This is a genomic window from Variovorax frigidus (genome assembly GCF_051216515.1).
GTDB lineage: Bacteria > Pseudomonadota > Gammaproteobacteria > Burkholderiales > Burkholderiaceae_C > Variovorax.
In genome coordinates, this window is record NZ_JBPJZF010000005.1 from 263,219 (window position 1) to 281,402 (window position 18,184).

Below are 18,184 nucleotides of genomic sequence, written 5' to 3' on the forward strand. Positions count from 1 at the left end.
AACCCTTTTGGCACCTGGGCCGGCGTCCCGTGGACGCTCTGCTGCGCTGCACCATGCTAGCATCGTCATCCTCTTTTTCAGCGCTGTCTTGCGAGCTGATCGCAGGGCTTTCGCGACCTCCAATGAGCAAGACCTCCCTCGACAAAAGCAAGATCAAGTTCCTTCTGCTCGAAGGTGTGCATCCCTCGGCGATCGAGGTCCTCAAGGGAGCCGGCTACTCGCAAATCGAGACCCTGCCCAAGGCGTTGCAGGGCGAGGAGCTCAAGGCCAAGCTGGCCGACGTCCATTTCCTCGGCATCCGTTCGCAGAGCAAGCTCACGGCCGATGTGCTGTCGGCGGCGCCCAAGCTGGTGGCGGTCGGCTGCTTCTGCATCGGCACCAACCAGGTCGACCTCAACGCGGCGCGCGAGCGCGGCGTGGCGGTGTTCAACGCGCCGTACTCCAACACCCGCTCGGTGGCCGAACTGGTGCTGGCCGAGGCGATCCTGCTGCTGCGCGGCATTCCCGCGAAGAACGCGCTGGTGCACCGCGGCGGCTGGATGAAGTCGGCCGCCCATTCGCACGAGATCCGCGGCAAGACGCTGGGCATCGTGGGCTACGGTTCGATCGGCACCCAGCTGTCGGTGCTGGCCGAGGGCCTGGGCATGCACGTGGCCTTCTACGACGTGGTGAGCAAGCTGCCGCTGGGCAATGCGCGCCAGGTGCCCAAGCTGCACGACCTGCTGGCCCAGAGCGACATCGTGAGCCTGCACGTGCCCGAGCTGCCATCGACGAAATGGATGATCGGCCCGGCCGAGATCGCGGCCATGAAGCAGGGCGGAATCCTGATCAATGCCGCGCGCGGGACGGTGGTCGACATCGACGCGCTGGCCGAGGGCATCCGGAGCGAGAAGCTCTGGGGTGCGGCGATCGACGTGTTCCCGGTCGAGCCCGGCAGCAACAACGAAGAGTTCCAGTCGCCGCTGCGCGGGCTGGACAACGTGATCCTCACGCCGCACATCGGCGGCTCGACGATGGAGGCGCAGGCCAACATCGGCGGCGAGGTGGCCGAGAAGCTGGTCAAGTACAGCGACAACGGGACCTCGATTTCCTCGGTCAACTTCCCCGAGGTGGCGCTGCCCGCGCACCCGGGCAAGCACCGGCTGCTGCACATCCACCACAACGTGCCGGGCGTGCTGTCGGAAATCAACCGGATCTTCTCGGACAACCGGATCAACATCGCCTCGCAGTACCTGCAGACCAACGAGAAGGTCGGCTACGTGGTGACCGACATCGATGCGGCCTCGTCCGACCTAGCGCTCGAGAAGCTCGCGCAGGTGCCCGGCACCATCCGCAGCCGGGTCCTTTTCTGACCCGTCAGCGCCGGCATCGGCGCTGACTTAAAATCTCGGGCCCGGTTCAAGGGCGCGCAGCGTCCTGCCGAGGTGCTCCCCGATGAACGCTCCGATCGCGCTGACTGCGTTGTTGACGCAGGCCGCAGAGCCTGCCCGACTGCGCGAGATCCCGTACAACTACACCAGCTTTTCCGATCGAGAGATCGTGATCCGCCTGCTGGGCGAACGCGGCTGGACCCTGCTGCAGTCGCTGCGCGACGAGCGCCGCACCGGCCGATCGGCCCGCATGCTCTACGAGGTGCTGGGCGACATCTGGGTGGTGCAGCGCAACCCCTACCTGGTCGACGACCTGCTGGACAACCCGCGCCGCCGTGGCCAGTTGGTCGATGCGCTCAACCACCGGCTGAGCGAAGTCGCCAAGCGCCGCACCCCCGACGTCGACGCCCAGCGCGATCTGCTGGTGGGCGAGCTCACCGCGCTGGTGGCGCAGGCCATCGCCTCCTTCGATACCATGTTCCGCGACGTCGCCGCGCTGCGCCGCAAGGCCACGCGCGCCTTCGGCCGGCTGACCGCCAAGGACAACGTGAAGTTCGACGGCCTGTCGCGCGTGTCGCACGTGACCGACGCCACCGACTGGCGCGTGGAGTACCCCTTCGTGGTGCTGTGCCCCGACACCGAGGCCGAGATGGCCTTGCTGGTCAAGGGCTGCATCGAGCTGGGCCTGACCATCATCCCGCGTGGCGGCGGCACCGGCTACACCGGCGGCGCGATCCCGCTGACCTGGAACAGCGCGGTCATCAACACCGAGAAGCTCGAGGCGATGACCGAGGTCGAGTTCATGGCGCTGCCGGGCCTCGATGCGCCCGTGCCCACCGTCTGGACCGAGGCCGGCGTGGTCACGCAGCGCGTGGCCGACGCGGCCGAACGCGCGGGCTATGTGTTCGCGGTCGACCCGACCTCGGCCGAGGCCTCGTGCGTGGGCGGCAACGTCGCGATGAACGCGGGCGGCAAGAAGGCCGTGCTGTGGGGCACGGCGCTCGACAACCTCGCTTCGTGGCGCATGGTCACGCCGCAGGCCGAATGGCTCGAGGTCACGCGCATCGGCCACAACCTGGGCAAGATCCACGACGCCGAGCGCGCGGTGTTCGAGCTGCAGTACTTCGCCGCCGACGGCAAGACGAAACTGCGCACCGAGCGCCTCGACATCGCGGGCAAGACCTTCCGCAAGGAAGGCCTGGGCAAGGACGTGACCGACAAGTTCCTCTCGGGCCTGCCGGGCATCCAGAAGGAGGGCTGCGACGGCCTGATCACCAGCTGCCGCTGGGTGGTGCACAAGATGCCCGCGCACACACGCACCGTGTGCCTGGAGTTCTTCGGCAACGCCAAGGACGCGGTGCCCAGCATCGTCGAGATCAAGGACTTCATGTTCGCCGAGCAGAAGCGCTCGGGCGTGCTGTTGGCCGGGCTCGAGCACCTGGACGACCGCTACCTCAAGGCCGTGGGCTACGCGACCAAGTCGAAGAAGCATGGTGGCCTGCCGAAGATGGTGCTGTTCGGCGACATCGCGGGCGATGACGCCGACGCGGTCGCACGCGTCACCTCGGAAGTGGTGCGCATCGCCAACTCGCGCAGCGGCGAAGGCTTCATCGCCATCAGCCCCGAGGCGCGCAAGAAGTTCTGGCTCGACCGCAAGCGCACGGCCGCCATCAGCAAGCACACCAACGCCTTCAAGATCAACGAGGACGTGGTGATCCCGCTGCCGCGCATGGCGGAGTACACCGACGGCATCGAGCGCATCAACATCGAGCTCTCGCTGCAGAACAAGCTGGCCTTCGCCGATGCGCTCGAGGCCTTCTTCCTGCGCGGCAACCTGCCGCTGGGCAAGACCGACGACGCCAACGACATTCCCTCGGCCGAGCTGCTGGAGGACCGCGTGGCGCAGGCCGTGACGCTGGTGCAGGAGGTGCGCGCTCTGTGGGCCGGCTGGCTGCAGGACGTCGACGCGCTGTTCCCGCGGCTGCAGGACCACACGCTGCGCGCGAGCTGGAAGACCCAGATCCGCCAGCCGCTGCAGGCCATCTTCACCGGCGCCGAATTCGCGCCGATCCTGGCCGAGTGCGCGGCCATCCACCAGCGCGTGCTCAAGGGGCGCGTGTGGGTCGCGCTGCACATGCACGCGGGCGACGGCAACGTGCACACCAACCTGCCGGTCAACAGCGACAACTACGAGATGCTGCAGACCGCGCATGCGGCGGTGGTGCGCATCATGGCGCTGGCGCGCAGCCTCGACGGCGTGATCTCGGGCGAGCACGGCATCGGCATCACCAAGCTCGAATTTCTGAGCGACGCCGAGCTGCAGCCCTTCACCGACTACAAGCAGCGCGTCGACCCCGAGGGCCGCTTCAACAAGGGCAAGCTGCTGCGCGGCGGCTCGCCGGCCGCGCACGGTCTGCAGGCCGACCTCACCAACGCCTACACGCCCAGCTTCGGCCTCATGGGCCACGAGTCGCTGATCATGCAGCAGAGCGACATCGGCGCCATCGCCGACTCGGTCAAGGACTGCCTGCGCTGCGGCAAGTGCAAGCCGGTGTGTGCCACCCACGTACCGCGCGCCAACCTGCTCTACAGCCCGCGCAACAAGATCCTCGCGACCTCGCTGCTGGTCGAGGCCTTCCTCTACGAAGAACAGACCCGGCGCGGCGTGAGCATCAAGCACTGGCAGGAATTCGAGGACGTGGCCGACCACTGCACGGTCTGCCACAAGTGCCTCACGCCCTGCCCGGTGAAGATCGACTTCGGCGACGTCTCGATGCACATGCGCAACCTGCTGCGCAAGATGGGCCAGAAGAGCTTCCGGCCCGGCAATGCAGCGGCCATGTTGTTCCTCAATGCGACCAGCCCGCAGACCATCAAGGCCATGCGCCTGGGCATGGTGGGCATCGGCTTCAAGGCGCAGCGCCTGGCCAACGACCTGCTGCGCCGCGTGGCGCGCAAGCAGACGGCCGCGCCGCCGGCCACGCTGGGGCCGGCGCCGATCAAGGAGCAGGTGATCCACTTCATCAACAAGAAGATGCCGGGCGGCCTGCCCAAGCAGACGGCGCGCGCGCTGCTCGACATCGAGGATGCCGACTACGTGCCGATCATCCGCAACCCCAAGGCCACGACCTCGGAGACCGAGGCGGTGTTCTATTTTCCAGGCTGCGGCTCGGAGCGGCTGTTCTCGCAGGTGGGCCTGGCCACGCAGGCCATGCTCTGGCACGCGGGCGTGCAGACGGTGCTGCCGCCCGGGTACCTGTGCTGCGGCTATCCGCAGCGCGGCAGCGGCCAGTTCGACAAGGCCGAGAAGATGATCACGGACAACCGCGTGCTCTTCCATCGCGTGGCCAACACGCTCAACTACCTCGACATCAAGACGGTGGTGGTGAGCTGCGGCACCTGCTACGACCAGTTGCAGGGCTACCAGTTCGACAAGATCTTCCCCGGCTGCCGGATCATCGACATCCACGAGTACCTGCTCGAGAAGGGCATCACGCTGGGCGCGGCCAGCGGTGGTGGCTACCTGTACCACGACCCCTGCCACAGCCCGATGAAGCTGCAGGACCCGATGAAGACGGTGAAGGCGCTGGTGGGCGACAACGTGCTCAAGAACGACCGCTGCTGCGGCGAGTCGGGCACCTTGGGCGTGACCCGGCCCGACATCTCGACGCAGATCCGCTTCCGCAAGGAAGAGGAACTCAAGAAGGGCGAGGCCGCGCTGCGCGACAGCGGCAAGGTCGCGGCCCAGGGCAACGTGAAGATCCTCACCAGCTGCCCGAGCTGCTTGCAGGGCCTCTCCCGCTACGGCAACGACCTGAACAACGGCCTGCTCGAAGCCGACTACATCGTGGTCGAGATGGCCAACCAGATCCTGGGCGAGCAGTGGCTGCCGGAGTACGTGGCCGCTGCCAACAGCGGTGGCATCGAACGGGTCCTCGTATGAGTGTGGCCCCCACGCTCGGCACTGGCGTGTCCTCGCTGCCCCCCGAGGGGGCGCTCGCCGCCTTGGGGCGGCCCGGCGGCGGCTCGGTGGCCGGCTGCGTGCTCTGCGAAACCCCCGGTGGCCGCCTGGTCTTCGAGGCGCCCAAGTTCCGCGTGATCCATGCCGACGAGGCGGGCTTTCCCGCCTTCTACCGCGTGGTCTGGCGCGATCACGCGGCGGAGTTTTCCGACCTGTCGGGCGCCGATCGGGCAATCTGCATGGAGGCGGTGGCGATCGTCGAGCAGAGCCTGCGCACGCATGTCGCGCCGACCAAGATCAACCTGGCGGCGCTCGGCAACATGGTGCCGCACCTGCACTGGCATGTGATCGCGCGCTTCGATTGGGACACGCGCTTCCCGGCGCCCGTCTGGGCGACCGCGAGCCGCGACCGCGACGCCGGCAGGGAGGCGGGCGTCGCGGCGGCACTGCCCGCGGCCGAGGCTGCGATGATCGCGGCACTCAGCAAAAGGACATCCTGATGGCAGGTCTGCAAGCCGGCGCTCCGACGCCCCAATCGATCACGGTGCACAACACCTCGAAAGTGCTCGAGGTCGGCTTCTCCGACGGCGCGAGCTTTCGCATCCCCTTCGAGCTGATGCGCATCTACTCGCCCTCGGCCGAAGTGCAGGGCCACGGCCCGGGTGAGGAGGTGCTGCAGACCGGCAAGCGCGAGGTCGGCCTGCTCGAACTCGAGCCGGTGGGCAACTACGCGGTCAAGCCGGTGTTCACCGACGGCCACGAGAGCGGCATCTTCACCTGGACGCTGCTCTACGAGCTGGGCCAGAAGCAGGACGCACTGTGGGCCGAATACGAGCGGCGCCTGGCCGCCGCGGGCGTCGACCGCGACGCCCCGATGGCCCCCAAGGGCGGCCACGGCTGCAGCAGCCACTGAGCCTTGCGAGGCAAAGTCCGCCGTCGCAGCGGGGTCGTCCACTTGATGGCAGGCGCTTCCGCCCTAACATCGGGTGCATGAGCACCACCCATTTCGGTTTTGAGAACGTCGACGAAAGCGAAAAGGCGCGCCGCGTGCGCGGCGTGTTCGACTCGGTCGCCAGCCGCTACGACATCATGAACGACCTGATGTCGGCCGGCCTGCACCGCGCCTGGAAGGCGTACACCGTGATGGTGGCCAATGTCGGCGAAGGCTCGCGCGTGCTCGACATCGCGGGCGGCACCGGCGACCTGGCTCTGGCCTTCGCCAAGAAGGTCGGCGCTTCCGGCCAGGTGGTGCACACCGACATCAACGAGGCCATGCTGAGCACCGGCCGCGATCGCCTGCTCGATGCCGGCGTGGTGCTGCCCACCACGGTCTGCGACGCCGAGAAGCTGCCTTTCGCCGACGGTCACTTCGACGTCGTGACGGTGGCCTTCGGCTTGCGCAACATGACGCACAAGGACATCGCCCTCAAGGAAATGAACCGCGTGCTCAAGCCTGGCGGCAAGTTGCTGGTGCTGGAGTTTTCCAGGGTCGCGAAACCCCTGCAGAAGGCCTACGACTGGTATTCCTTCAAGGTGCTGCCGCGCCTGGGCAAGCTGGTGGCCGGCGATGACGCAAGCTACCGCTACCTGGCCGAGTCGATCCGGATGCATCCGGCGCAGGAAGAGCTCAAGACCCTCATGAAAGAGGGTGGTTTCGGGCATGTGGACTATCACAACATGACGGGTGGCGTGGCTGCCCTGCATGTTGGAATCAAGTGTTGAACTGACGATTTCAGTGCCATTTCTGGCGATCAGAGGAGACTTCATGATGAAAAAACTGAGTACCGTTTTGCTGGTGTGCGCCATGACCTTGGGCGGCATGCAGGCCGAGGCTGCGCGCATGGGTGGCGGCAAGTCCTTGGGCCGCCAGTCGGGCAACGTGACGCAACGCCAGGCGACGCCGCCGGCGAACACGCCGGGTGCACCGGCGCAGAACGCCACCAACGCAGCGCCTGCCAAGCCGGCCGGCGCGGCCCCTGCAGCCGCCGCGCCCAAGCGCCCCTGGGGTGCGATGCTGGGCGGCCTGGCCGCGGGCCTGGGCCTGGCCTGGCTGGCGAATTCGCTCGGCCTCGGCGCCGCCTTCGGCAACATGCTGCTGATCGGCCTGCTGGTGCTGGCGGCGGTGGTGGTGTGGCGCATCTTCGCGGCGCGTTCGCGAGCCAACAACGGCGCCCGCCAGGGTGGCTTCGCGTTCCAGGGCGCGGGCGGCCCCGGCAACCCGTCGGCTCCCGCGCAGTACAACCCCGGCAATGTCGGCAACGATGCGTCGGCGCGCCCCTGGGAACGCCAGAGCGCAACCTTCGACACCATCCCGGCACAGGCCGCCAGCGGCGGCTCGTCGATGGCCGGTGCGGCCGGCGCCGGTGGCGCGAGCATGATCGGCTCGGCGCTCGAAGGTGGGCAGTCGTGGGGCATTCCTGCCGGCTTCGACGTCGACGGATTCCTCGACGCGGCCAAGCGCAACTTCGTGACCCTGCAGGACGCCTGGGACCGCAACGACATCCAGTCGCTGCGTTCGATGATGACCGACAGCATGATCGGCGAGATCCAGGCTCAGCTGGCCGAGCGCGAAGCGCACACCGGCAGCCAGCCCAACAAGACCGAAGTCGTGATGCTCGACGCCAAGCTGCTGGGCATCGAGGAAACGACTGACGTCTACCTGGCGAGCGTCGAGTTCTCGGGCATGATCCGCGAAGACGCATCGGCCGGCCCGAGCCCGTTCCGTGAAGTGTGGAACATGACCAAGCCGACCGATGGCCGTGGCGGCTGGCTCGTGGCGGGCGTCCAGGCGCTGCAATAAGCGAATAGCCTTCATCATTGGCGCGATCTGTCGCGCTGCAGGCCCCGATCGAGGGGCCGGGTCGGGAATAATGGGGACATGGCCACACCATCGTCCCCATTCGCTTTTCTGAATGACCTCGCCAGCCGCATCGGCACCCGGCTGCAGCCGCCGCCGTGGGCCGTGCACGAGATCCAGCACCGCGCGGTGCTCTTCCTCAACCATGTGCTGCAGCAGGAGCCCGAGGCCCAGCAGCGCCTCGCGCGGCAGAAGGGGCGGGTGGTGCAGTTCGAATGGCGCTTCGTCACGATGCGGCTGATCGCCACGCCGGCCGGCCTGCTCGACCTGGCGCCCGAGGGCGCGGTGCCCGAACTCACGCTCACCGTCACCGACACCTCGCCGCTCGACCTGGCCCGCGCCACGCTGCGCGGCGACAAGCCCGCGGTGCGCATCGTCGGCGACGTGCAACTCGCGGCCGAGGTGAACTGGCTGGTCGACCATGTGCGCTGGGACGTCGAGGACGACCTCGCCCGCGTGATCGGCGACGTGCCGGCCCACACGCTGGGCAATGCGGCGCGCCGCGTCGTCGCCGCACTGCGGCAGTTCGTCGGCGATCGCACGGGCAAACCGGGTCAACCTGGCATCGGCGGCACGGGCGCCGAATGACGCGTTTCTACCGCGGCATCTTCATCGTCTGGGTCGCGCTGCGCTACGGCCTCGACGAGCTCGTGCTCACGAGCTTCCAGAAGCCGTGGCTTCGCATCGTGGCGCGCATCGTCTCGGTCGGGCGCAATCTCGACGCGCCGCGCGGCCAGCGGCTGCGCGAGGCGCTCGAGCGGCTGGGCCCGATCTTCGTCAAGTTCGGCCAGGTGCTGTCGACCCGGCGCGACCTGCTGCCGCCCGACATCGCCGACGAACTGGCCTGGCTGCAGGACCGCGTGCCGCCGTTCCCCTCGGCCGTGGCGGTCGCCACCATCGAGCGCGCCTTCCGCCGACCGGTGGGCGAGGTGTTCGTGCAGTTCGACGAGACGCCGGTGGCCAGCGCGTCGATCGCGCAGGTCCACTTCGCCACCGTGCGCGACGCCAAGGGCACGCTGCGCGACGTGGCTGTCAAGGTGCTGCGGCCGGGCATGCGCAAGGTCATGGAGAAGGATCTGGCGCTGATGGCCATGATGGCGCGCTGGGTCGAGAACCTGTCGGCCGATGGCAAGCGGCTCAAGCCGCGCGAGGTGATCGCCGAGTTCGACAAGTACCTGCACGACGAACTCGACCTGGTGCGCGAGGCTGCCAACGCCGCGCAGCTGCGCCGCAACATGGAGAAGCTCGAGCTGGTGCTGATCCCCGAGATGCTCTGGGACTTCTGCCATCCCGAGGTGATCGTGATGGAGCGCATGAACGGCGTGCCCATCGCGCAGCTCGAGCGGTTGCGCGCGGCCGGCGTCGACATCCCTAAGCTGGCGCGCGACGGCGTCACCATCTTCTTCACCCAGGTGTTCCGCGACGGCTTCTTCCATGCCGACATGCACCCCGGCAACATCATGGTGAGCCTGCAGCCGCAGACCTTCGGGCGCTACATCTCGCTCGATTTCGGCATCGTGGGCACGCTCACCGAAACCGACAAGGAATACTTGGCGCAGAACTTCGTGGCCTTCTTCCGGCGCGACTACAAGCGCGTGGCCGAGCTGCATCTCGAAAGCGGCTGGGTGCCCGAGGGCACGCGCATCGACGAGCTCGAGGCGGCGATCCGCACCGTTTGCGAGCCGTACTTCGACCGGCCGCTCAAGGAGATCTCGCTCGGCATGGTGCTGATGCGCCTGTTCCAGACCTCGCGCCGCTTCCACGTCGAGATCCAGCCCCAGTTGGTGCTGCTGCAGAAGACGCTGCTCAACATCGAGGGCCTGGGCCGCCAGCTCGACCCCGAGCTCGACCTCTGGGCCACGGCCAAGCCCTTCCTCGAGAAGTGGATGATCGACCAGATCGGCCCCAAGCGGCTGTTCGCGCAGCTGAAGGCCGAGGCACCGCGCTACGCCAAGCTGCTGCCTCAGTTGCCGCGCCTGCTGCACGAGTTCCTGGAAAACAAGCCGGCCGATCACCGCCGGGAGCTGCTCGAGCTGCTGGCGGCGCAGAAGCGCACCAACCGGCTGCTGCAGATCGTGATCGCCACGGCCATGGGCTTCGTGCTGGGCATGGTCGTGATGCAGATCGTCGTGCGCGTCCAGATCATCTGATTGGCACGGCCCTTGCGCGGCCTCCAAGAGCCGCATCGAATTGAGAGAAAAGAGGAGAAGTTGTCGTGCTGTTGACCCTGGTCGCCGTCTACCTGTTGATCACGATCGCCATCGGGCTTTACGCCGCCCGGCGCGTCAAGAACACCACCGACTTTGCGATTGCCGGGCGGCATCTGCCGCTCTTCATGATCGTGACCACCACCTTCGCGACCTGGTTCGGGTCGGAGACGGTGCTGGGCATTCCGGCCAAGTTCATCGAGGGCGGCCTGAACGGCGTGATCGAAGACCCCTTCGGCGCCGGCACCTGCCTGATCCTGGTGGGCCTGTTCTTCGCGGGCAAGCTCTACCGCATGACGCTGCTGACCATCAGCGACTACTACCGCGAGCGCTACGGCCGGGTGGTCGAGGTCGCGTGCTCGCTGATCATCATGCTGAGCTATCTCGGCTGGGTGTCGGCGCAGGTCACGGCACTGGGCCTGGTCTTCAACGTGCTCTCGGGAGGCGCCATCGGCGTGTCGCTGGGCATGGTGATCGGGGTGGTGTCGATCCTGGCCTATACGCTCTTCGGCGGCATGTGGTCGGTGGCGGTGACCGACTTCATCCAGATGATCATCCTGGTGCTGGGCCTGGCGGTGATCGCGGTGTTCGCGGGCCAGATGGCCGGCGGCGCGGACAAGGTGGTGGCCTTCGCCGTCAGCAAGGACCTGTTCAAGTTCTGGCCCGAGCCGAACTACAAGGACATGGTCTTCTTCTTCGCCGCGGCCATCACCATGATGCTGGGCTCGATCCCGCAGCAGGACGTGTTCCAGCGCGTGATGTCGGCCAACAACGTCAAGTCCGCGACCCGCGGTCCGGTGATCGGCGGCATCGCCTACATCCTGTTCGCTTTCGTCCCGATGTTCCTGGTGGCCAGCGCCCTGCTGATCATGCCGGAGCAGACCGCGGTCCTGCTCAAGGACGACCCGCAGAAGGTGCTGCCCACGCTGGTGCTGGAGAAGATGCCCTTCGTGATGCAGGTGCTGTTCTTCGGTGCGCTGCTGTCGGCCATCAAGTCGACCGCCTCGGCGACGCTGCTGGCGCCCAGCGTGACCTTCACCGAGAACATCTGGCGCCAGTTCCGCCCGGCCGGCAACGACCGCGAGAACCTGCGCACCATGCGCATCACCACGCTGGTCTTCAGCGCCGCGGTGCTGGCCTATTCGATCCGCATGCAGGGCACGCCGATCTACGAACTGGTCTCGGGCGCCTACCAGGTGCCGCTGGTCGGCGCCTTCGTGCCGCTGGTGTGCGGGCTCTACTGGCAGCGTGCCACCACGCAGGGCGCGATGGCGGCGGTGCTGCTGGGCATCGGGACCTGGCTGCTGTTCCTGGCGCTGCCCTGGGGCCAGGCCTTCCCGGCGCAACTGGCGGGTGTGCTGGCGGCTTTCGTCGGCATGGTGGCCGGCTCGCTGGCGCCGCAATGGGTGTCCAACACCCGCACGCCGCATCGCCCGCTGGCCGAAGGCACGCCCTGAGCGTGCGGGGTGGGGTCGGGGCCGGCCCTATAATTGCGGGCTTTGCGAGCGACAGCTGCGTCGCTCTTTTTCGCCCACTCCCATGCCTATCTACGCCTACAAGTGCAGTGCCTGCGGCTTTGCCAAAGACGCGTTGCAGAAAATGTCCGACGCCCCTCTCACGGTGTGCCCGGCCTGCGGGGCGGGCACCTTCGAGAAGCAGGTGACCGCCGCCGGCTTCCAGCTCAAGGGCTCGGGCTGGTACGTGACCGATTTCCGCGAAGGCGGTGGCAAGAAAGCCGAGCCTGCGACCGCGCCGGCTGCGGGCGACAGTGCCAAGTCCGGTGAATCGTCGGCCCCTGCCGCCCCCGCGGCGAGTCCGGCACCCGCACCTGCACCCGCTGCATCCTCTCCTGCACCGGCGCCCGCGCCGGCCCCTGCCGCCAAGGGCGGCGACTGAACGGGCCTCGCCATCGCCATGCTCGCTCTGCGCAAATGGTTGTTCTCCGGCCTGTTGGTGATCGTTCCGCTGTTCGTCACCCTGGCGGTGCTGAAGTGGATCATCGACACGCTCGACCAGACGCTCTGGCTGCTGCCGGAGGACTGGCAGAGCTGGCTCACGATGCACAAGGTGCGCGGCCTGGGCGTGCTGTTCACGCTGGCCATCCTGCTGGTGGTCGGCGCGGTGGCGAGCAATTTCATCGGCAAGCGCCTGCTGGGCTGGGGCGACGCGGTGGTGCGGCGCATCCCGGTCGTGCGCTCGATCTATTCCAGCGTCAAGCAGGTGTCGGACACGCTGTTCTCCGAGAACGGCAACGCCTTCCGCACCGCGGTGCTGGTGCAGTGGCCGCGTGAAGGCGTCTGGACCATCGCGTTCGTGACCGGCACGCCCGGTGCCGACGTGCTGGCGCACCTGGGCGGCGGCGAATACCTTGGCGTCTACGTGCCGACCACGCCGAACCCCACCGGCGGCTACTTCGTGATGCTCAAGCGCAGCGACTGCATCGAACTCGAGATGAGTGTCGACGAGGCGCTCAAGTACATCGTCTCGATGGGCGTGGTCGTTCCCGGCGGCCCCGCGACCCTCGCAACTTCTTCCTGAATGAACACGCGCCCTCCCGGCGCCGGAATCGACTTATGGCCATGCGTTCTCACTACTGCGGTCTCGTGACCGAAGCCCAGATGGGCGAAACCGTCACCCTGTGCGGCTGGGTCAACCGCCGCCGCGACCATGGCGGCGTGATCTTCGTCGACGTGCGCGACCGTGAAGGCTATGTGCAGGTGGTCTGCGATCCCGACCGTGCCTCGACCTTCGCCGTGGCCGAAGGCCTGCGCAACGAGTTCTGCGTGCAGATCAAGGGCCTGGTGCGTGCGCGTCCCGAAGGCACGACCAACGACAGCCTGAAGAGCGGCAAGATCGAAGTGCTGTGCCACGAACTGAAGGTGCTCAACCCTTCGGTCACGCCGCCGTTCCTGCTGGACGACGACAACCTGTCGGAAACCACCCGCCTCACGCACCGCGTGCTCGACCTGCGCCGCCCGGCGATGCAGCGCAACATGATGCTGCGCTACAAGGTCACGATGGAGACGCGCAAGTTCCTCGACGCCAACGGCTTCATCGACATCGAGACGCCGATGCTCGGCAAGTCCACGCCCGAAGGCGCGCGCGACTACCTGGTGCCCAGCCGCGTGCACGACGGCAGCTTCTTCGCGCTGCCGCAGTCGCCGCAGCTGTTCAAGCAGCTGCTGATGGTGGCCGGCTACGACCGCTACTACCAGATCGTGAAGTGCTTCCGCGACGAAGACCTGCGCGCCGACCGTCAGCCCGAATTCACGCAGATCGACATCGAGACCTCCTTCCTGTCGGAGGAAGAGATCCGCGAGATGTTCGAAGGCATGGTCCGCACCATGTTCCGCAACGCCGCGGGCATCGACCTGCCGGTGTTTCCGACCATGACGTATGGCGACGCGATGTTCAAGTACGGCTCGGACAAGCCCGACCTGCGCGTGAAGCTCGAGTTCACCGAACTCACCGAGCTGATGAAGCGCGTCGAGTTCAAGGTGTTCTCGAACGCCGCGACGCAAAAGGACGGCCGCGTGGTGGCCCTGCGCGTGCCGGGCGGCGGCGGCGAGGGCGGCCTGTCGCGCGGTGAAATCGACGCGTACCAGGAATTCGTCAAGATCTACGGCGCCAAGGGCCTGGCCTACATCAAGGTCAACGACGCGGCCGCGGGCCGCGACGGCCTGCAGAGCCCGATCGTGAAGAACCTCGACGATGCCTCGCTGGCCGAGATCATCGCGCGCACCGGTGCGCGCAACGGCGACATCCTGTTCTTCGGTGCCGACAAGGAAAAGGTCGTCAACGACGCCATCGGCGCGCTGCGCGTGAAGATCGGCCACAGCGCCTTCGGCAAGAAGAGCGGCCTGTTCGACGACCGCTGGGCACCGCTGTGGGTGGTGGACTTCCCGATGTTCGAGTTCGACGAGGAAGGCCAGCGCTGGTCGGCCGTGCACCATCCGTTCACGGCGCCCAAGGACGGCCATGAGGACCTGATGGACACCGCGCCCGAGAAGTGCATCGCCAAGGCCTACGACATGGTGCTCAACGGCATCGAGATGGGCGGCGGTTCGGTGCGTATCCACCGCGAGGAAGTGCAGAGCAAGGTGTTCCGCGCGCTGAAGATCAGCGCCGAGGACGCGCAGCTCAAGTTCGGTTTCCTGCTCGACGCACTGCAGTACGGCGCGCCCCCGCACGGCGGCATCGCGATCGGCCTGGACCGCCTGGTCATGCTGATGACCGGCGCCGAGTCGATCCGCGACGTGATCGCCTTCCCCAAGACCCAGCGCGCGCAGGACCTGCTGACGCAGGCGCCGAGCCCGGTCGACGAGAAGCAGCTGCGCGAACTGCACATCAAGCTGCGCAACGTGCAGCCTGCGGCGGTCTGAGGCTTCTGTTTGCGGCGCAGGCCGCAACGAAAAAGGGCACCCCGAGGGGTGCCCTTTTTCGTTGTGGGGCGCCGGAGCCTGCGCTCCGGCTGCGCCTTACAGCGCGACGTCGGCCACGGGCTTGCTTTTGCGCGCGGCGGCCGGGGCATTGGCCGGCGCCGGGGCCGGCGTCGACGCGGCCGGAGCGGCGGCGCCCGGCGTGAGATCGATGGTCGGCGGCGGCGTCAGCTGCAGCACCTGGGCCGTGGTGGTCCATGCCTGCACCACTTTCTCGGGCGAGGCGTTGAGCGCCGTGCCGTAGCTGGGCACGATCTCGCGGATCTTCGCCTGCCAGGCGGGCGTCGCCAGCTTGTCCTTGAAGACCTGCTTCATCAGGTCCAGCATGATCGGCGCGGCCGTGGACGCGCCGGGCGAGGCGCCCAGCAGGCCCGCGAGGCTGCCGTCCTGCGAACTGACGATCTCGGTGCCCAGCTTGAGCACGCCGCCCTTGGCTTCGTCGCGCTTGATGATCTGCACACGCTGGCCGGCCTGCCACAGGCGCCAGTCTTCCTTCTTCGCGTTCGGGAAGTACTCCTTCAATGCCTTCATCCGGTCGTCGTCCGACAGCATCAGCTGGCCGGCCAGGTACTGGACCAGCGAGAACTCGGCCATGCCCACCTTGGCCATCGGCCAGACGTTGTGCGGCGTGGTGCTGCTGAACAGGTCGAGATAGGAGCCTTCCTTGAGGAACTTGGTCGAGAAGGTGGCGAAGGGGCCGAACAGGATCACGCGCTTGCCGTCGAGCACGCGGGTGTCCAGATGCGGCACCGACATCGGGGGCGAGCCCACCGAGGCCTTGCCATAGGCCTTGGCCAGATGCTGCTCGGCGATGGTCGGGTTCTCGGTCACGAGGAAGGAGCCGCCGACCGGGAAGCCCGCGTAGTTCTTCGCTTCGGGAATGCCCGACTTCTGCAGCAGGTGCAACGCGCCGCCGCCCGCACCGATGAAGACGAACTTCGCGTCGGTCTGCGTGGCCGTGCCGTCCTTGACGTTCTTGTAGGCGATGCGCCAGGTGCCGTCGGCGTTGCGCGTGATGTCCTGCACCTCGCTCGACAGCTTCAGCGAGAAGTTGGGCCGCGACTGCAGATGGCCGACGAACTGGCGCGTGATCTCGCCGAAGTTCACGTCGGTGCCGATGGGCGTCCAGGTGGCGGCGATCTTCTGGACCGGGTCGCGGCCTTCCATCATCAGCGGCACCCATTGCCTGATCTGTGCCGGGTCTTCCGAGTACTGCATGCCGCGGAACAGCGGGCTGGCCTGCAGCGCGTCGTAGCGCTTCTTGAGGAACGCGATGTTGTCGTCGCCCCAGACGAAGCTCATGTGCGGCGTCGAGTTGATGAAGGAGCGCGGGTTCTTCAGCACGTTGTTCTTGACCTGCCAGGACCAGAACTGGCGCGAGATCTGGAAGGCCTCGTTGATCTCTACCGCCTTGGCGATCTCGACCTTGCCGTTCTTGTCCTCGGGCGTGTAGTTGAGTTCGGCCAGCGCCGAATGGCCGGTGCCGGCGTTGTTCCAGCCGTTCGAGCTTTCCTCGGCGACCTTGTCCAGCCGCTCGACCATCTCCATGGACCAGCCGGGCTCGAGTTCGCTGAGCCAGATGCCAAGGGTAGAGCTCATGATGCCGCCGCCGATGAGCAGCACATCCACTTTCTTCGGCTCCGCCGCATGGGCCGTGGCCAGGGTGAGGGACAGCGCCCATGCCAGCAGGGCAGGGTAGGTTTTCTTCAAGATCATCTTCTGGTGATTCCTGTGGTGTGGAAAGACACCCGTCTGCCGTCATCGACCTGATGACACCGGCCGAGCGCGAGGCGGGGCAGGCACGGTGCGTGCGGAGGTCGATGCGGACGAACGGACACGACGAGGCCGAAGGCTCACGCCTCGTTCTCGAACCTGTATGTCCCCTGCACCGACGTCTACCGACTTCTGGATTGAACCGTGCGCGCGGAGCTCGTTGGACGGGCCGCAAGGCCCGGGCTCCTGGATGCGTGGCTTGGCTTGGCTTGCTCCGGGCCGGCCGGGAAGCGCCATCGCTGCGTCGGGACCGATTTTACCGGAGTGCCAAAACCCGGGCCATGGCAAGGCCGCATGCTGTACCGTGGCTGCTTTGTCCGCCCCCTGCCGATGAGCCCCTTCAAGATTCCCGAGTCCGTGCTGGTCGTGGTCCACACGCCCGCACTCGACGTGCTGCTGATCCGGCGCGCCGATGCCGACGACTTCTGGCAGTCGGTCACCGGCAGCAAGGACCATGTCGACGAGCCGCTGGCGCTCACCGCCGCGCGCGAAGTCGGCGAAGAGACCGGCATCGACTGCATGCCCGGCAGCGCGCTGGCGGCGCAGCTGCGCGACTGGCGGCTGCAGAACGTCTACGAGATCTACCCGCGCTGGCGCGCGCGCTATGCGCCGGGCGTGACGCGCAACACCGAGCACCTGTTCGGCCTGTGCGTGCCCGAGCGCGTCGTCCCGGTGCTCGCGCCCCGCGAGCACACGGCCTGGCAATGGCTGCCGCACCACGCCGCCGCCGAAGCCTGTTTTTCCCCTTCGAATGCAGAAGCCATCCTGCTGCTGCCACAATTTGCACCATGAACGCGACCGCGAACACCTTTCGGGTGGCGACCTACAACATCCACAAGGGCGTGCAAGGCATCGGCCCTGCGCGCCGCCTCGAGATCCACAACCTCGGCCATGCGATCGAGCAGCTCGACGCCGACATCGTGTGCCTGCAGGAAGTGCGCAAGATGAACCGGCAGGGCGCGCAGCGCTTCGCGCGCTGGCCCGAGATGCCGCAGGCCGATTTCCTGGCGCCCGAGGGCTACACCGCCGTCTACGAGACCAATGCCGTCACCCGCCACGGCGAGCACGGCAACGCGCTGCTCACGCGCTGGCCGGTGATCCGCACCACCCACCAGGACATCTCCGACCACCGCTTCGAGCAGCGCGGGCTGCTGCACGTGCTGATCGACGTCGACGGCACGCCGGTGCACGCCATCGTGGTGCACCTGGGCCTGATCAAGGGCAGCCGGGTGCGCCAGATCGCGCGGCTGCGTGAATTCATCGAGCGCGAGATTCCGCCCGACGACGCCGTGCTGGTGGCCGGCGACTTCAACGACTGGGGCGCGCGCATGCGCTACGCCATGAACGCCATGGGCATGCGCGATTCGAGCGATCTGCGCGGCCCGCCCACGCTGACCTACCCCTCGCGCCTGCCGGTCACGCAACTCGACTTCATCTATGCGCGCCGCCTGGCGCCGGTCGCCTGCAGCGTGCCGCGCGGCCCGATCTGGGCGCGCATGTCGGACCACCTGCCGCTGCTGACCGACTTCTCGCTATCGAATAAGTAGCGCTTCGCGGGCGCGGGGTGTGCGTCGGCA

Annotated in this window: 15 protein-coding genes; 14 read left to right on the forward strand and 1 reads right to left on the reverse strand. The window is 67.2% G+C overall.

The genetic code is table 11. The features are described 5' to 3' along the window. Window positions 1–122 precede the first annotated feature (122 nt). The 12 genes from serA to aspS all read left to right on the forward strand — a co-directional run bounded on the left by serA (window position 123) and on the right by aspS (window position 14,777). Window positions 123–1,352, forward strand: a complete 1,230-nt coding sequence (gene serA, locus ACSFBC_RS16490) for a phosphoglycerate dehydrogenase (RefSeq protein ID WP_435511418.1) — start codon at window positions 123–125, stop codon at window positions 1,350–1,352. Between the two features lie 82 nt (window positions 1,353–1,434). Further along, a complete protein-coding gene (locus tag ACSFBC_RS16495; protein WP_435511419.1) occupies window positions 1,435–5,313 on the forward strand; it encodes a DUF3683 domain-containing protein in 3,879 nt (1,292 codons plus the stop codon). Next, entirely contained in the window at window positions 5,310–5,831 is a 522-nt protein-coding gene (locus ACSFBC_RS16500) for an HIT family protein (RefSeq protein WP_435511420.1), read from the forward strand. Before ACSFBC_RS16495 ends, ACSFBC_RS16500 begins: the two co-directional genes overlap by 4 nt. Continuing rightward, window positions 5,831–6,244, forward strand: coding sequence for a gamma-butyrobetaine hydroxylase family protein (locus ACSFBC_RS16505; RefSeq protein WP_435511421.1), 414 nt, complete (start codon window positions 5,831–5,833; stop codon window positions 6,242–6,244). Before ACSFBC_RS16500 ends, ACSFBC_RS16505 begins: the two co-directional genes overlap by 1 nt. Window positions 6,245–6,321: 77 nt before the next feature. Beyond that, window positions 6,322–7,053, forward strand: a complete 732-nt coding sequence (gene ubiE, locus ACSFBC_RS16510) for a bifunctional demethylmenaquinone methyltransferase/2-methoxy-6-polyprenyl-1,4-benzoquinol methylase UbiE (protein ID WP_435511422.1) — start codon at window positions 6,322–6,324, stop codon at window positions 7,051–7,053. 46 nt (window positions 7,054–7,099) lie between these two features. After that, on the forward strand, window positions 7,100–8,131 hold the full coding sequence (locus tag ACSFBC_RS16515) for a Tim44 domain-containing protein (RefSeq protein WP_435511423.1): 1,032 nt from the start codon (window positions 7,100–7,102) through the stop codon (window positions 8,129–8,131). A gap of 78 nt (window positions 8,132–8,209) precedes the next feature. Beyond that, the gene (locus ACSFBC_RS16520; RefSeq protein ID WP_435511424.1) at window positions 8,210–8,776 is read left to right on the forward strand and encodes a ubiquinone biosynthesis accessory factor UbiJ; all 567 of its coding nucleotides are present in this window, start codon (window positions 8,210–8,212) and stop codon (window positions 8,774–8,776) included. After that, complete coding sequence (gene ubiB, locus ACSFBC_RS16525) at window positions 8,773–10,338, forward strand: ubiquinone biosynthesis regulatory protein kinase UbiB (protein WP_435511425.1); 1,566 nt, start codon at window positions 8,773–8,775, stop codon at window positions 10,336–10,338. Before ACSFBC_RS16520 ends, ubiB begins: the two co-directional genes overlap by 4 nt. Window positions 10,339–10,403: 65 nt before the next feature. Then, on the forward strand, window positions 10,404–11,852 hold the full coding sequence (locus ACSFBC_RS16530) for a high affinity choline transporter 1 (RefSeq protein ID WP_435511426.1): 1,449 nt from the start codon (window positions 10,404–10,406) through the stop codon (window positions 11,850–11,852). Window positions 11,853–11,934: 82 nt separating this feature from the next. Beyond that, the gene (locus ACSFBC_RS16535; protein ID WP_435511427.1) at window positions 11,935–12,291 is read left to right on the forward strand and encodes an FmdB family zinc ribbon protein; all 357 of its coding nucleotides are present in this window, start codon (window positions 11,935–11,937) and stop codon (window positions 12,289–12,291) included. An 18-nt stretch (window positions 12,292–12,309) separates the two neighbouring features. Then, a complete protein-coding gene (locus tag ACSFBC_RS16540; RefSeq protein ID WP_435511428.1) occupies window positions 12,310–12,933 on the forward strand; it encodes a DUF502 domain-containing protein in 624 nt (207 codons plus the stop codon). A gap of 35 nt (window positions 12,934–12,968) precedes the next feature. Then, window positions 12,969–14,777 carry an aspartate--tRNA ligase gene (aspS, locus tag ACSFBC_RS16545; RefSeq protein WP_435511429.1) on the forward strand — a complete coding sequence of 603 codons (1,809 nt, stop codon included), beginning with the start codon at window positions 12,969–12,971 and terminating at the stop codon, window positions 14,775–14,777. A 96-nt stretch (window positions 14,778–14,873) separates the two neighbouring features. Here aspS and mqo read toward each other — a convergent pair whose 3' ends face one another. Next, the gene (mqo, locus tag ACSFBC_RS16550) at window positions 14,874–16,550 is read right to left on the reverse strand and encodes a malate dehydrogenase (quinone) (protein WP_435511430.1); all 1,677 of its coding nucleotides are present in this window, start codon (window positions 16,548–16,550) and stop codon (window positions 14,874–14,876) included. Between the two features lie 387 nt (window positions 16,551–16,937). On the opposite strand from mqo, the gene nudB reads away from it, so the two are divergent. Together nudB and ACSFBC_RS16560 are read left to right on the forward strand one after the other, a co-directional pair. Beyond that, window positions 16,938–17,399 carry a dihydroneopterin triphosphate diphosphatase gene (gene nudB, locus ACSFBC_RS16555; RefSeq protein WP_435511431.1) on the forward strand — a complete coding sequence of 154 codons (462 nt, stop codon included), beginning with the start codon at window positions 16,938–16,940 and terminating at the stop codon, window positions 17,397–17,399. Beyond that, on the forward strand, window positions 17,396–18,154 hold the full coding sequence (locus ACSFBC_RS16560) for an endonuclease/exonuclease/phosphatase family protein (RefSeq protein WP_435511432.1): 759 nt from the start codon (window positions 17,396–17,398) through the stop codon (window positions 18,152–18,154). Before nudB ends, ACSFBC_RS16560 begins: the two co-directional genes overlap by 4 nt. The last annotated feature ends 30 nt before the right edge of the window (window positions 18,155–18,184 follow it).